We start from the raw sequence: 14138 nt of genomic DNA on the forward strand, positions 1-14138 counted from the left end.
CACGCCCGTTTAGACATCAATTCTTGGAGGAACCCACGGTCTAAACCCTGACTGTCAGTGTTTACACAGGTCAGAACGCTTTTTGGGAGACTGAAACCGGCTGATTATCAGGCAGAAATCTCTCGCCGCACATCTGCCCCCAGGGCCTGCATACGCTCGGCGAGATATGAGTGGCCCCGGTCGATGAGATATCCCGACCCGATCACGGTCTCCCCTTGGGCCGCGAGGCCGGCGAGCACCAGCGCGATTCCTGAACGCAGGTCGTGCGCCGTCACGTCCGTTCCGGTGAGCGGAGTCGCGCCTCGGACGACGGCGCTGTTCTCCTTCACCTCGATGTCGGCGCCCATTTTGTTCAGCTCGGAGGCCAGGGCGAATCGGCCGTCGAAAATGCGTTCGTGAATGTAGCTCGCGCCGTCCGCCAGGCAGGCGACCGTCATGATCGGCGACTGCAGGTCGGTGGCGAAGCCGGGATAGGTGTCGGTGATCACGTTGATCGGACGCAGCGGACGGTCCCTGCGCACGTGCAGCACGGCGCCGTGGTCGGCGAACTCGACCCCCATCTGCTCCAGCTTGTAGCGGACCACGCCGAGGTGGTCCAGGTCGGCGCCGACCAGGTTGACCTCGCCGCCGGTGATCGCCGCGGCCATGGCGAACACGCCCGCGTCGAGACGGTCGGGCATCACGGTGTGCTCGACGGCCTGCAGCTCCTCGACGCCCTCCACGGTGATGAACCCGGTCCCGCCGCCACTGATCTTCGCACCCATCCGGGTCAGCATCTCGATCACGTCGAGGACCTCGGGCTCGAGCGCCGCGTTCTCGATCACGGTCGTGCCGCGTCCGAGGACGCCCGCCATGATCAGGTTCTCGGTGCCGGTGTGCGAGGGGGTGTCGAGGTAGAGCGTGGCGCCGGTGAAGCCGGCCGTCTTGACGTGGATGACGGAGTCGCCCTCGTCGACGACCGCGCCGAGGCGCTTGTAGCCCAGGTAGTGGAAGTCGAGGTTGCGGCTGCCGAGGTTGCAGCCGCCCACGCCCTCGATGATCGCCTCGCCGAGGCGGTGCAGCAGCGCGGGCACGAACAGCACCGAGCCGCGGAAGCGCCGGGCGATCTCCGCGGGCAGCACGGGGCTGCTCAGCGTGGAGGCGTCGATCACCAGCGTGCGCTCCGCCTCGTGGAGCTCGACCTTGGCGCCGATCGCCTCGGCCAACTCGACCGCGCGGCGCACGTCCTCGATGATCGGGACATTGCGCAGCACAGTACGGCCCTTGGCCGCCAGGAGCGCGGCGCCGATCATGGGCAGCACGGCGTTCTTGGCACCCTGGATGAAAGCGGTTCCACGGAGGGGGTTGCCACCGCGCACGCGGTAACGGACCATGCGTCATGCTCCTTGGGGTGGAGGTGATATTCGTACGACGACGGGGGCGGCAGCCCGGGGGCGTCGGCCAACACTAGCCGCTTGATGCCCCTGAACCGGCTATTTCGTGCAGGAACTACCCCTAGGACCACCGATCAGTCGGCTCTTCGAAGCTTTCGTGCGGAGGCCGCGCGACCCCCGGCACGGACGTGACGGCTTCTTCGCCGTGGCACGCGCGCGACGCCTCCGCCGGACCGCCTCCGGCGACGCCTTCGCCGTCCGGCCCCGGGGAGACGGGTTCGACACCCGTGCCACCGGCCCGAGTGTATTCACGCGGCCCGGGTGCCCCTGCCAGAGGGGGTGAGCGGGGAGGCGGCCGACAGGAGGGTGTCGGCCCGCTGGTCGACGAAGCGGGTGACGATCTGCTGGCCGTACCCGAACGCCATGGCCCACACCAGGATCGCGGGCTGGGAGCTGAGCCCGGAGAAGCCGGGGACGAAACCGGAGTTCAGGATCAGCAGCCCGAGCACCGCGGTCGCCACCCCCGCGGGGGCCTTGAGCAGGTTCTGGACCACCGCCAGCGAGTAGCGCGTGGACAGCTCGGAGCGGGTGGACAGCGAGGTCGCGGCGGACAGCGCCGCGCCCAGGATGCCGACCAGGGCGACGAGGGGGACGTCGCCGTGGCCGGGGCGCAGCCCGCCGGTCGGGCAGATCTGCGCGGGCAGGAGTCCCTGCGCCGGGACCACCGACTGGTTGCCGCACATCGGCACGGAGTTCGGCCAGATCGCGCCGACGAGCACCACGCCCAGCACGATCAGGCTCAACATGACGATCCCGCCGAGCAAGAGGTTGCGGAAGCTGCGGACCCTGCCGGTCTCCAGCGCCTGGGCGGTGTAGGCGGCCCGCAGCACCGACTGCATCAGCGGCCTGTCGTCCTCGCCCAGGTCCCCGGCGGCGAGCCTGGCCTGGAGCTGGACCAGCCGCGGGTCGTCGCTCGGCAGGTAGGCCCGGCCGATCGCGACCACCTCGGCGACCCGGCCGCACAGCTCCGCCGTCGGCAGCACGCCGTACAGCATCACGGTCGCGCTGTTGACGTTCGACCAGGCTCCCTCGATGGCGTGGCCGGTCAGCCAGCGCCGCAGGCCGTGCCTGCCCCTGGCGTAGGACTCGGCGCGGGCCAGGTGCGTGCCGATGCCCTCGCCGACGGACACGAGCTGGCCCGCCTCGTCGCGCATGGTCAGGGCGCGCTCCGCGTCGGCCCTGATCTCCTCGCTGCGCGTGGCCACGTACACCCGCCAGGTGCCGGGCCAGCGCAGCACGCCGGTGTCGCCGATCCGTTCTGGGGACATCGAGTCCAGCGACATCGTTCCTCCGGGGGGCGGAGCCATGGGGCGGAGCGGCCAGGACGAACAGAGACTTCCCCCGGCCCTCCGCGTCATGCCGACACGATGCTACGTCTCGAGATCACCGGGCGGCGTGTCCCAGGGAGGGGCCGGACGCCGCACGCCTCGCGGGGCCCGACGCCGCGCCCGCCCCCGACGGTCAGAGGGCCTGTGCCGCGATGTCCGTGCGGTGGTGGGAGCCACGCAGCCGTACGCGGCCGACCGCCTCGTAGGCGGCCTCACGCGCGGCGGCGACGTCGGGTCCCGTGCCGACCACGCTGAGCACCCGCCCGCCGCTGGAGACGACGCGGTCGCCGTCGAACGCGGTCCCCGAGTGCAGCACGTAGGCGTCGCCCGTGACGTCGGACAGCCCCTCGACGGCGTCGCCCTTGACCGGGTCCGCGGGGTAGTTCTCCGCGGCCACCACCACGGTCACCGCCGCACCCTCGCGGTAGGACAGCGGCCCGAACCGGTCGAGCGTCCCGTTCGCGCAGGCGAGCAGCAGACCGGCGAGCGGCGTGTCGAGCCGGTCGAGCACGACCTGGGTCTCCGGGTCGCCGAACCGCGCGTTGAACTCGATCACCTTCGGGCCCGTCTTCGTCAGGGCGAGCCCGACGAAGAGCACCCCGGTGTAGGGCGTGCCGCGCCCGGCCAGCTCGGTCACGGTCGGCAGGACGGTCTCCGCCATCACCCGCTCCGCGAGATCGGCGGGAGCCCACGGCAGCGGTGTGTAGGCGCCCATGCCGCCGGTGTTGGGGCCCAGGTCGCCGTCGTAGGCGCGCTTGTGGTCCTGGGCGGGCTGGAGGGGCACGGCCGTCGATCCGTCGCAGAGCGCGAACAGCGACACCTCGGGCCCGTCGAGGAACTCCTCGATGACAACCCGCCCGCACGCCGCCGCGTGCCTGAGCGCCTCGTCCCTGTCGTCGGTGACGACCACGCCCTTGCCCGCCGCGAGCCCGTCGTCCTTGACCACGTACGGCGTGCCGAACTCGTCCAGCGCCGTCGCGGCCTCCTCGGGCGTGACGCAGGTGCGGGAACGCGCGGTCGGCACGCCGGCGGCGGCCATGACGTCCTTGGCGAAGGCCTTCGAGCCCTCGATCCTGGCCGCCTCCGCCGAGGGGCCGAAGCACGGGACGCCCGCCTGCCTGACCGCGTCGGCCACCCCGGCGACCAGCGGCGCCTCCGGGCCGATCACGACCAGGTCGGCGCCCAGCTCACCGGCCAGGCGGGCGACCGCCGCCGGGTCGGTGGGGACCACCGGGTGCAGGGTCGCGACCTGCGCGACGCCCGCGTTTCCCGGAGCACAGTGGACTTCGGTGACCTGGGGGTCCGCCGCCAGCGACCGGCACAGGGCATGCTCACGCCCGCCGGATCCAATCACAAGAACGCGCACTTGCGAGAGCTTATCGGCCGTGAGCGGGCCACTCGTCCACAGGCTGTGGACAGACGTTTTCGCGGCCTCCGCCGTTCCACCCCGCGGGCCCCGCTCAACCCGGGCCTGTGCTGACCTTCTTGGCATATCTGGCTGAAATGGTTGATATAGCCGTAAACGGGATGTGAATTCATCGGGTTCCGCATGATCACCCCTTGTGACCCGGGGTATCCTGGGAAGCGTCCCCCGGATCTGTGCTAAGTTTGGGCGGCTTTGGCCTGTCTGATGCTGATTGGAGGTGGTTGGGGATGTCCTCTGGCGATCCCAGCAGTACGTGCTCGCGCACTCGTTCCGTGCGCACTCTCGACCACTTCACACCGGTGTCCGACCGGCATCGCGCGCATTCTCTTTCGAACTGAGGTGACATCGCGTCGCGCGCGATCAGTGCCAGGTCGGGCGGGAAGGCCTGCCATGCGCTCCTCGCTCCTTTTCCCCCGCATCAAGCACGCACGTGCTGTCCGCACCCCGCTCCCCGTCGCCCCGGTCGCCGACCGGGTGAGCGCCCAGTGCGTCCCGCCGAGCGACTCGCTCGTCGAGTACGCCGCCTACATCGGCGGCAAGAAGATCGAAGCCCTGGGCATCGTCGACGCCCTGGAGCTGGTCCGCGAGCACAACGCCGCCGAGGAGAAGGGCAACGCCTTCGTCTGGGTCGGTCTGCATGAACCCGACGCCCCCGAGGTCGAGTGGCTGGCGGAGGTCTTCGCCCTGCACCCGCTCGCCGTCGAGGACGCCGTCAAGGCTCATCAGCGACCGAAGGTCGAGCGCTACGGCGACTCCCTGTTCGTGGTCCTGAAGACCGTCGCCTACCTCGACCACGACGTGCTGACCGCCACCAGCGAGATCATCGGCACCGGTGAGATCATGGCGTTCGTCGGGCCCGACTTCGTGGTGACCGTACGGCACGGCGTGCACTGCCCGCTGACCGAGGTGCGCGAGCGCCTCGAGGACAAGCCCAAGCTCCTCAACCGGGGGCCGACCGGCGTGCTGCACGCGATCGCCGACCACGTCGTCGACAAGTACCTCACCGTGGCCGACCTGATGCAGGCCGAGCTCGAGGACGTCGAGGCCATGGTCTTCGCCGACGTCAGCGCCCGTGACATCGGCCGGATCTACAACCTCAAGCGCGAGATGATCGAGATGAAGCGGTCGGTCACCCCGCTGCAGTCTCCCCTCGCGACGCTGGCCCAGCGCCGGATGATCTCCTCGGAGATGCGGGAGTACTTCCGCGACGTCGTCGACCACCTGGCCCGCGTCTGCGAGCAGGTCGAGTCGTCGAACGAGCTGTGCAACTCCATCCTGCAGGCGGCGCTCGCCCGCTCGAACGCGCTCGCCAACGAGGACATGCGGAAGATCTCCTCGTGGGTCGCCATCATGGCCGTCCCCACGATGATCGCCGGGATCTACGGCATGAACTTCGACCACATGCCCGAGCTGAGGTCCGCGTTCGGCTACCCGATCGTGCTCGGCGTCATGGTGGTCGCCTGCACGCTGCTCTACCGGGGGTTCCGCCGCAACGGCTGGATGTGACCTCCGCGCGTCCCTCAGGAGCCCGTCCCGCGCATCGGGGAGACCCGCGCGGGCACGGGCATGCCCCGCTCGGCCCACAGGGCGCGCATCCGGTCGGGATAGTCGGTGACGATCCCGGCCACCCCGAGGTCGAGCATCAGGGCGGCCCTGCCGGGCTCGTTGACGGTCCACACGACCAGCGGCAGCTCGGACTTCTCCGCCCTGCGCGCCAGCTCCTCGTCCACCATGACGTGGTCAGGGGACAGCACGGTCCCTCCCGCCGCCAGCGCGGCGGCCGAGAGGTCGCCGTCGAAGTCCTCGAGCCGCAGGCCGTCGAACCAGACGGGGGCGACGGTCTCCCGCTCCACCAGGGCGTAGCGGGGGGTCGCGGGGGCGAGGGAACGGGCCGCCCTGAGGATCCGCCAGTCGAAGCTGAGGATCGCCGCCCCGCCGAGCCTGTCGTGCCGGTCGAGCTCGGCGACCACCAGCTCCGTGAGCTCGAGGGGATCGGCGCTGAGCTCGGGTCTCGTCGGGTCCGACTTCAGCTCCACGTGCAGCCGCACCCTGTCGGCCCCGTAGGCGTCGACCAGCCCCAGCACCGCGCCGAGCGTCGGCATCCGGGTCTCCGGCACCGGCACCTGCGTCGCGGCGAAACGGTCGTCCGGGGTGCGCGGCAGCCGTACCCCGCAGTCGAGGGTGCGCAGCTGGGCCAGCGTCAGCTCGCCCACGGCCCTGCCGACGTAGGGGAACAGCGGGTCGTCGCGGAAGGCGGGACGGGAGTCGGCACTGGTCACCGGTGACACCGTCAAGTCGTGTGTCAGCACGAGGCGGCGGTCGGCCGTGAGCGCCACGTCGAACTCCAGCGCGTCGACGCCCAGCTCAAGGGCGTGAGCGAGGCCGGGCAGCGTGTTCTCCGGCCGGAGCCCGCGGGCTCCCCTGTGTCCATGGATCTCGGCATGCACACAGGGGACCTTACCGATCCCGTGTCTCGATTCCCCGCCACGGCTCGCATCCCGCCTCGACAGGATGTCAACTTCTCCGTGGAGACCTCCGGCTCGGCCCCGCTCGCGTACGGCGGGCGTCGGCCGCCGGACCGATCGACCAGGCGAGACCCCGTCGTTCACGCACGGGCACTTCCGCGGCCGTGCCGTCTCCCGCAGTGGAGGTGACTCGGCCTCAGGGTTCGCGGGCGCGGAGGTACACGTCCAGGTCGGCGGCGCCCTTGAGCATGGCGCGGCCCCGGGCGGACAGGCGGGCGTGCCAGTCGCGCAGGGCCGACTCCAGCGGGGCGACGCCTCCGGCGGAGCGGACCTGGGCGATCAGCGGGGCGATCTGCTCCAGCAGGTATCCGCCCCGCCTGAGCTGGTGGGCCAGCCGGACGTCCCGGACGTCGGCCGCGCTGTAGATCCGGTAGCCCGTCCGCGGGTCGCGGCGCGGCCGGACCAGCCCGGCGTTCTCCCATTTGCGCAGGGTGGCGGGGCGGATGCCGAGCCTCTCGGCCAGGGGGCCGATGAACGTGTCGCCGCGCTCCTGCGGCACGGGCGCCAGATCGCGGAGCGCGGCTTCGACGGCCTGGAGGATGCGGCGATCGTCGAGGAGCTGACCGTGGCTCTCGTCGATGAGCCGCAGGGCGTCCTCGGTGGCGCCCCGGTTGACCGCCTGCATGATCGGCGTGGCCGTCTGGTGGCCGTGTCCGGGCACGAGGGAGAGGAACGCGCGCAGGGCGTGCGCGTGCAGCGGCGTATAGGTGCGATAGCCGTGGACGGAGCGTTCGGCGGCGGGCAGGACGCCGGCGTCCTCGTAGTTTCTGATCGCCTGGGTGGACAGGCCGTGCTCGCGCGCCAGGTCCACCGGCCTCATGGGTGCATCACCGTTTGAAGGTCCATTGCGATGAGAGCGAGGATTTTCCTGGAAAAGTTTACACCGAGTGTTCAACGATACCGTTTAAGGCATGGATATCAAGGACACGGCCCGGCCGCTCGACGGGGCGGGCGTCTCGGCGTTCCTCCGGTCGCTTCCCGCCAAGCCCCTGCTGCTCGGCCTGGGCGAGGCCAGGCACTTCGTGGGGGAGCTGGGCGAGCTGCGCAACGAGATCTTCCGGCATCTGGTCGAGCACGAGGGCTACCGGTCGTTCGCCATCGAGAGCGACTGCCTCATGGGCCTTGTGGTGGACGACCACATCACGACGGGCGCGGGCACGCTCGACGACGTCATGGAACGCGGCTTCAGCCACGGCTTCGGCGCTTTCCCGGCCAACCGCGAGCTCGTGCGCTGGATGCGGGCCTACAACGAGGAGCACGACGAGAAGCTTCGGTTCTTCGGGTTCGACGGTCCTCTGGAGTATTGGGCGGCGAGCCCGCGCCAGGCGCTCACCGCCCTCCACGCCCTCCTCGAAGGCCCGCTGCCCTGCACCGGGGAAACCCTCGACGCGCTGCTCGGCCCGGACGACCGGTGGACGAACGAGGCCACGGTCATGGACCCGTCCCAGTCGATCGGCCGGTCCGCCGACGCCCAGCGGCTGCGGCTGCTCGCCGACGACCTGGTGGCGCTGCTCGACACGCAGGCGCCGCGGCTGAGCGCGGAGGACAGGCGGCGGGCGGCACTGTACGGGCGCACCGCCGTCGGCCTGCTCCGTTACCACGACGGGATGGCCGACACGTCCCCGGAGCGGATAGCCCGGCTGTCGGCCCTGCGGGACGCGATGATGGCCGCCAACCTGCGCGCCGTCGCCGAGCACGGCCCGGCCCTGGTCTTCGCCCACAACCTCCACCTGCAGCGGAACAAGAGCCTCATGCACCTCGGCGACCAGCCGCTGGAGTGGTGGAGCGCGGGGGCGATCGCCGAAGCGCACCTGGGCGACCGGTACGCCTTCCTGGCCTCAGCCCTCGGCACGGCCGGCGGCGACACCCCGCCCCCGGACACCGTCGAGGGCGTCCTGTCCACGCTCCCGTGGGACCGCTCGCTCATCGACGCCCGCCGCCTGGCCGAGGCCGTCACGAAGCCCGCCCCGCGCGTCTCCCACGATTTCCGCTATTTCCCGCTGGACCCGGCCCAGCTCGGCATGATCGACGGCGTCGTCTTCCTCAGAGAGGCCGTCAAGCTGGACTGACAGGGCGCGTACGCGTCAGGCATGGCTGACACGCACGCGCGCCGTACGTCCGCCGGAGCCGGGGGAAGAACGTAAAACGGCTCCTCCAGGCCGGGAAGCCTGTTCACCCGTGTGCGCCCGTCCTCCGGCCGGTTCTACGGCGTCCCCGCTGTCGGGGGGTGTGAGGGACCGGCAGGTCCCTCACACCGGGGTCCGGGGCGAAGGAGCGCGGCCCGGGTGCGAACCGCGCGCGGCGCGAGGACTCGGCGAGACCCGTGGAACGGGCCGCGCCTCAACGTCCGATGATCCAGGAACGCACGGTGATCCAGGAACGCACGGTGATCCAGGAAACGGGGGCCTAGATCAGCGGGTGGATCTGGAGGGTCTCGGTCCGGCCGGGGCCGACGCCGATGGCGGAGACGCGGGCGCCGCTCATGCTCTCCAGGGCCTTCACGTAGGCCTGCGCGTTCGCGGGCAGGTCCTCGAAGGTCTTGGCGCCGGTGATGTCCTCCTGCCAGCCGGGGAACTCCTCGTAGACGGGCTTGGCGTGGTGGAAGTCGGTCTGGGTCATCGGGATCTCGTCGTAGCGGACGCCGTCGACCTCGTAGGCGACGCACACCGGGATCTTCTCCAGGCCGGACAGCACGTCCAGCTTGGTGAGGAAGAAGTCGGTGACGCCGTTGATCCGGCTGGCGTAGCGGGCGATCACCGCGTCGAACCAGCCGCAGCGGCGGTTGCGGCCCGTGGTCACGCCGTACTCGCCGCCGGTGGTGCGCAGCCAGTCGCCCATCTCGTCCTCGAGCTCGGTCGGGAACGGGCCGGAGCCGACGCGGGTGGTGTAGGCCTTGAGGATGCCGATCACGCGGGTGAGGCGGGTCGGCGGGATGCCCGAGCCGGAGCAGGCGCCGCCGCTCGTCGGTGAGGAGGAGGTGACGAACGGGTAGGTGCCGTGGTCGATGTCGAGCAGGTTGCCCTGGCCGCCCTCGAGCAGGACGACCTTGTTCTCGTCCAGGGCCTTGTTCAGGATCAGCGAGGTGTCGGCGATGTGCGGCTTGAGGCGCTCGGCGTAGCCGAGGTACTCCTCCAGGACCTTGTCCGCGTCGATCGCCCTGCGGTTGTAGATCTTGGTGAGGATCTGGTTCTTCTCACCGAGGGCGACCTCGATCTTCTTCTGCAGGATGCCCGGGTCGAGCAGGTCCTGGACCCGCACGCCCATCCGGTAGATCTTGTCGCCGTACGCGGGGCCGATGCCCCGGCCGGTGGTGCCGATCTTGGCCTTGCCGAGGTAGCGCTCGGTGACCTTGTCGAGGGCCTTGTGGTGGGGCATGATCAGGTGCGCGTTCGCGGAGATCAGCAGCCGCTCGGAGGAGACCCCGCGGGCCTCGAGGCCGTCGATCTCGCTCAGCAGCACGCCCGGGTCGATGACCACGCCGTTGCCGATCACCGGGATGACGTTCGGAGAGAGCACTCCCGTCGGCAGCAGGTGCAGCGCGTACTTCTGGTCGCCGATGACGACCGTGTGACCCGCGTTGTTGCCACCCTGGTATCTGACGACGTAGTCGACCTGGTCGCCGAGCAGGTCGGTCGCCTTACCCTTGCCCTCATCGCCCCATTGGGCGCCCACGAGAACGACAGCCGGCATCGTTAATCTCCCACCACACAAACCAAAGCCCCTGACGCAATCGCGGCAGGGGCTCTTGCGTGGTGAGAATACCCGACCTGGTCAGAAATGGGGATCTCCCATCCTGGCGGAGAGGTCCGGCGAGGCTCAGCGACCGCTCAGTTCCTCGACGGCTTCGGCGCTGGAGTCCTTCAGGAACTGTTGGCAACGTTCCGCTTCGTCCTTCTCGCCGATGGCCTGAGCGGCCCGGCCCAGCGCGTGGAGACACCGCAGGAAGCCGCGGTTGGGCGCGTGCTCCCAGGGGATCGGGCCGTGTCCCTTCCAGCCCGCCCTGCGCAGCTGGTCGAGGCCCCTGTGGTATCCGGTGCGCGCGAACGCGTACGACGTCACGGCGTGTCCGGCCGCGAAGTACTCGTCCGCGAGCGCGGCCCAGGCGGCCGGATAGGCCGGGAAGCGGGCTGCCACGTCGGATGCTTGGGCGCCGGACTCCAGCGCCTGCCTGGCCTCGGGCAGGTCCGGCAGCCGGGTGGGCGGCGGACCCGCGAGGAGGTTCTCGTGCGATTCCATAGGACAGTCCTACCCGCAACGACGGGGTCAGGCCAAGATCGGCCCTCGGAGACGTGCCCCACATCCGGCGCTCACACGCGCGGCTGCCCGTTTTCCGGGTCTTTCCGCGGTCTTTCCCGCGCTCCTTCCCACGGTCCCTCCCGCGTGGAGCCCCGCTGTCACCGCGGGGTCTGCCGGTAGCCGGGGTGGACGCCCTGGGTGAGGCCCTGCTGGGCGGCGACCGCCCCGAGCAGCCCGGCGAGCTGTTCGCGCTGGGTCTCGTCGAGCGCGGCGCAGATCTCGTCCTCGTGCGCGGCGCCGAGCTCGCGCATCTCGGACATCACGTGCGCGCCCTCGTCCGTGAGGTGCAGCGCGTAGTGGCGGCGGTCCTGCGGGTTCCGCCGGCGTTCGACGAGCTTCTTGCGTTCCAGGCCGTCGACCAGCGCGACGACCCGGCTCGGCACGACCCCCAGCTCCTCTGCCAGGGACTGCTGGCTGCGTCCCGGCCGCATGGCGATCATGCGCAGCAGTCCGACGTCGGCGGGGACGACGCCCAGACCGCTGATCCGCTCGGCGAACCGCGCGGCGGCGTGGGCGCCCACCTGTGCGAGCAGGAACGCCGTGCCCCTGGGCCTGAACCGCGCCGTGGCCCCGTCTTCGTGTCCGGCCTGCCCCTCTGTGGTCATGCAGCGATGGTAGTCGCAGTGAATAGTTCTGTGCTATGAATAATTCACTCAAGAGAACGGAGGGGGATGTGTCCAGCGACATGGACGACGCCCCGCCGCGCCACCTGGCCCTGGCGGGCAGGGTGGCGCTGGTGACCGGTGGTTCACGGGGGATCGGCGCGGCGACCTGCCGCGCCCTGGCGCGCAGTGGTGCGAGGGTCGCGGTGAACGGCCGCGACCAGGCGGCGATCGACGCGGTCGTCGACGAGATCGTCGCGAGCGGAGGCGAGGCGGTCGGGGCGCCCGCGGACGTCACCGACGAGGCCGAGGTGCTGGCCATGCGCGACGCGGTCGAGCGCGAACTGGGACCGGTGGGGATCCTCGCCGCGTTCGCGGGCGGTCAGGGAGCGCCCGCGCCGACCGCCGACCTCGGGGCCGGCCGGTGGCGCTCGGTCATCGAGTCCGACCTGACGTCGGTCTACCTGACGGTGGCCGCCTTCCTGCCCGGCATGGTCGACCGGGGCGAAGGGGCGATCATCACCATGTCCTCGACGGCGGGCCGCGCGCCCGGAGGCGCGAACGCCGCCTACGCGGCGGCGAAGGCGGGCGTGGTGATGTTCACCAGGCACCTGGCGAACGAGGTCGGCCGGCACGGCGTCCGCGTCAACTGCCTGGCCCCCTCCGCGGTGCTCAACGACCGCATGCGACGGTTCATGACCGGGGAACAGCTCGACGAACTGGCCGCGACCTACCCTCTGGGCCGCATCGGGCGCCCGGAGGACGTCGCGGAGGCCGTCCTGTATCTCGCCTCGGACGCCTCGTCCTGGGTCACCGGGGTCACCCTCGACCTGACCGGCGGGCGGGTGATCGTGTGATCACTCCTGCCCAGGCCCCTACGCCCGCCCGGCGGCGGAACGAGGCGGGGCCGCCGCCGGGAATCCTCGGCGTCGTGTTCACCGCGCTGTTCCTGGCGGGGATCGCCGTCAGCACGATCATGGCGGGAGGCGAGACCTTCCCCTCGCCCTTCGGGCCCTCCGCCGGGATCCAGGCCTACTTCCACGACCACGGGGACGCCGTGGGGGTGAGCGGATTCCTGCAGTTCGCCGCCTCGGTCCCGATGGCGATCTACGCCGCGACCGTCTCGGCCCGCCTGCGCAACCTCGGCATCCGCGCGCCGGGCGCCACCATCGCCCTGACCGGCGGCGTGCTGGCCTCGGCCATGCTGGCCCTGTCCGCGCTGTTCAGCTGGACGCTGTCACGCCCCGAGGTGGTCGCCGAACCCGCACTGGTCCACGCCCTGCAGAGCCTCGCCTTCGCCACCGGCGGCACCGGGCACGTCGTCTTCCTGGGACTGCTCGTCGCGGGCGTCGCCGTACCCGGGTGGCTGGCCGGGCTGCTGCCGCGCCCGTTCGCGCTGGCCGGCCTGGCCGTCGCCCTCGTGGCCGAGCTGTCCACGCTCACCCTGCTGCTGTCCGGCGCGGCCGTCCTGCTGCCCGTCGCCCGCTTCACCGGCCTGGCCTGGCTCATCGCCGCTGGATTCCTGCTGCCCCGCACCCGGGCCCGCAGGACGGACGCCCGCGCGACGTCGTCGACAGACAAGGACGAGACCCCGTGAACACAGCGCTGCTCGAACGGCTCATCAGGTTCCAGCACCCGGAGAAGGTCCTGAGATATCTCGGTGACCTCGACGACGCGCGCCTCGCCGCGCTGTTCGGCCTGGAGACAGACTCCTACCTGCGGGCACGGCGAGCCCACGAGGAGCAGGCGCGCCAGGCCGCGGCCGACCTGCTCGACGATCCCGGGTTCGCGAAGAAGATCGACGACCTGCCCTTCGCGCCCGGCCAGCGCGTCGTGGCCGTGGGCGAGAGCACCACCGACGACCTGCTGTCCTGGTTCGAGATCCTGCGCCACGCCATCGGTCTCAGGCGTCCCGCCGACGGGATCGTCCTGGTGAACCTGGGGGTCAGCGGGCAGACGAGCACACAGGCTCTGGCCGGTTTCGCCGCGGTGGTCCTCCAGCGGCCCGACTGGGTGCTGTGCATGCTGGGCGCGAACGACGTCCGGCGTCTCGGCGCGGAAGGGCCGACCCTGGTCGGCCTCTCCGAGACCGAGCGCAACCTGCGCGCGCTGCGCGACCTCGTCACGCGGCGCACCGCCGCCCGCTGGGTCTGGCTCACCCCGAGCCCGGTCGACGAGGCGCGCGTCGCGGCCTACCAGCCGTTCCAGTGGGGCGAGACCAGCTGGAGCAACCATGACCTCGCCCTCGTCGGGCGGTTCCTGGCCGCGCAACCGGAACCCGTGGTCGACAGCGGCGCCGTCATCGGTCCGGCCGTCAGCACTGTCATCGGCACCGTCACCGGCTCGGCCGTCAGCCCGGTCGTCGGCCCGGTCGTCGCGGAGCAGGGCGCGGAGCCGTTCCACCTCGACGACGGGGTGCACCTGTCCCTCGCCGGACAGCGCGCCCTGGCCGTGGCCCTGGTCGACACCCTCACGGACAGCGCATAGGACCGCTCGTGTCCGGCTCTACGGGTGGGGCCGGCCGCCAG

Annotated in this window: 13 protein-coding genes; 5 read left to right on the plus strand and 8 right to left on the minus strand. The window is 71.1% G+C overall.

Features of this window, described 5'->3' with window-relative positions; translation table 11 throughout:
* Window positions 1–107 precede the first annotated feature (107 nt).
* The 3 genes from murA to purD form a co-directional block, all read right to left on the minus strand.
* The gene (murA, locus tag PKF00_RS05040) at window positions 108–1373 is read right to left on the minus strand and encodes a UDP-N-acetylglucosamine 1-carboxyvinyltransferase (RefSeq protein WP_271216147.1); all 1266 of its coding nucleotides are present in this window, start codon (window positions 1371–1373) and stop codon (window positions 108–110) included.
* Window positions 1374–1681: 308 nt separating this feature from the next.
* The gene (locus tag PKF00_RS05045; protein ID WP_271216148.1) at window positions 1682–2716 is read right to left on the minus strand and encodes a hypothetical protein; all 1035 of its coding nucleotides are present in this window, start codon (window positions 2714–2716) and stop codon (window positions 1682–1684) included.
* A 178-nt stretch (window positions 2717–2894) separates the two neighbouring features.
* Window positions 2895–4127: a phosphoribosylamine--glycine ligase gene (gene purD, locus PKF00_RS05050; protein WP_271216149.1), complete on the minus strand. Its 1233-nt coding sequence runs from the start codon at window positions 4125–4127 to the stop codon at window positions 2895–2897.
* A 450-nt stretch (window positions 4128–4577) separates the two neighbouring features.
* Between purD and corA the strand changes: the two genes are divergently transcribed.
* The gene (gene corA, locus PKF00_RS05055) at window positions 4578–5693 is read left to right on the plus strand and encodes a magnesium/cobalt transporter CorA (RefSeq protein WP_271216150.1); all 1116 of its coding nucleotides are present in this window, start codon (window positions 4578–4580) and stop codon (window positions 5691–5693) included.
* Window positions 5694–5707: 14 nt separating this feature from the next.
* On the opposite strand, the gene PKF00_RS05060 is transcribed toward corA, so the two are convergent.
* Both PKF00_RS05060 and PKF00_RS05065 read right to left on the minus strand, forming a co-directional pair.
* Window positions 5708–6634, minus strand: coding sequence for a glycerophosphodiester phosphodiesterase family protein (locus PKF00_RS05060; protein WP_271216151.1), 927 nt, complete (start codon window positions 6632–6634; stop codon window positions 5708–5710).
* Between the two features lie 214 nt (window positions 6635–6848).
* Window positions 6849–7532: a TioE family transcriptional regulator gene (locus PKF00_RS05065; RefSeq protein ID WP_271216152.1), complete on the minus strand. Its 684-nt coding sequence runs from the start codon at window positions 7530–7532 to the stop codon at window positions 6849–6851.
* A gap of 91 nt (window positions 7533–7623) precedes the next feature.
* On the opposite strand from PKF00_RS05065, the gene PKF00_RS05070 reads away from it, so the two are divergent.
* On the plus strand, window positions 7624–8781 hold the full coding sequence (locus tag PKF00_RS05070) for an erythromycin esterase family protein (RefSeq protein ID WP_271216153.1): 1158 nt from the start codon (window positions 7624–7626) through the stop codon (window positions 8779–8781).
* Between the two features lie 337 nt (window positions 8782–9118).
* On the opposite strand, the gene PKF00_RS05075 is transcribed toward PKF00_RS05070, so the two are convergent.
* From PKF00_RS05075 to PKF00_RS05085, 3 genes are all read right to left on the minus strand, one after another.
* Entirely contained in the window at window positions 9119–10402 is a 1284-nt protein-coding gene (locus PKF00_RS05075) for an adenylosuccinate synthase (RefSeq protein WP_271216154.1), read from the minus strand.
* 126 nt (window positions 10403–10528) lie between these two features.
* On the minus strand, window positions 10529–10948 hold the full coding sequence (locus PKF00_RS05080) for a DUF3151 domain-containing protein (RefSeq protein ID WP_271216155.1): 420 nt from the start codon (window positions 10946–10948) through the stop codon (window positions 10529–10531).
* A gap of 158 nt (window positions 10949–11106) precedes the next feature.
* Complete coding sequence (locus PKF00_RS05085; RefSeq protein ID WP_271216156.1) at window positions 11107–11613, minus strand: MarR family winged helix-turn-helix transcriptional regulator; 507 nt, start codon at window positions 11611–11613, stop codon at window positions 11107–11109.
* Between the two features lie 68 nt (window positions 11614–11681).
* Between PKF00_RS05085 and PKF00_RS05090 the strand changes: the two genes are divergently transcribed.
* From PKF00_RS05090 to PKF00_RS05100, 3 genes are read left to right on the plus strand one after another with little or no spacing between them, the layout of a single operon-like run.
* The gene (locus PKF00_RS05090) at window positions 11682–12467 is read left to right on the plus strand and encodes an SDR family NAD(P)-dependent oxidoreductase (RefSeq protein WP_271216157.1); all 786 of its coding nucleotides are present in this window, start codon (window positions 11682–11684) and stop codon (window positions 12465–12467) included.
* The gene (locus PKF00_RS05095; protein ID WP_271216158.1) at window positions 12464–13207 is read left to right on the plus strand and encodes a hypothetical protein; all 744 of its coding nucleotides are present in this window, start codon (window positions 12464–12466) and stop codon (window positions 13205–13207) included. The genes PKF00_RS05090 and PKF00_RS05095 overlap by 4 nt, the downstream gene beginning before the upstream one ends.
* On the plus strand, window positions 13204–14097 hold the full coding sequence (locus PKF00_RS05100) for an SGNH/GDSL hydrolase family protein (protein ID WP_271216159.1): 894 nt from the start codon (window positions 13204–13206) through the stop codon (window positions 14095–14097). Before PKF00_RS05095 ends, PKF00_RS05100 begins: the two co-directional genes overlap by 4 nt.
* Window positions 14098–14138: the final 41 nt, after the last annotated feature.

Source organism: Streptosporangium carneum, assembly GCF_027922005.1.
Taxonomy (GTDB): Bacteria; Actinomycetota; Actinomycetes; order Streptosporangiales; family Streptosporangiaceae; genus Streptosporangium; species Streptosporangium carneum.

Excerpts from the sequence above, each read along its gene's own strand:
- PKF00_RS05045 (WP_271216148.1), bottom strand. The coding sequence starts at position 2,716 with ATGTCGCTGGACTCGATGTCCCCAGAACGGATCGGCGACACCGGCGTG.
- PKF00_RS05065 (WP_271216152.1), bottom strand. The coding sequence starts at position 7,532 with ATGAGGCCGGTGGACCTGGCGCGCGAGCACGGCCTGTCCACCCAGGCG.
- PKF00_RS05075 (WP_271216154.1), bottom strand. The coding sequence starts at position 10,402 with ATGCCGGCTGTCGTTCTCGTGGGCGCCCAATGGGGCGATGAGGGCAAG.
- corA (WP_271216150.1), top strand. The coding sequence starts at position 4,578 with ATGCGCTCCTCGCTCCTTTTCCCCCGCATCAAGCACGCACGTGCTGTC.
- murA (WP_271216147.1), bottom strand. The coding sequence starts at position 1,373 with ATGGTCCGTTACCGCGTGCGCGGTGGCAACCCCCTCCGTGGAACCGCT.
- PKF00_RS05080 (WP_271216155.1), bottom strand. The coding sequence starts at position 10,948 with ATGGAATCGCACGAGAACCTCCTCGCGGGTCCGCCGCCCACCCGGCTG.
- PKF00_RS05085 (WP_271216156.1), bottom strand. The coding sequence starts at position 11,613 with ATGACCACAGAGGGGCAGGCCGGACACGAAGACGGGGCCACGGCGCGG.
- PKF00_RS05070 (WP_271216153.1), top strand. The coding sequence starts at position 7,624 with ATGGATATCAAGGACACGGCCCGGCCGCTCGACGGGGCGGGCGTCTCG.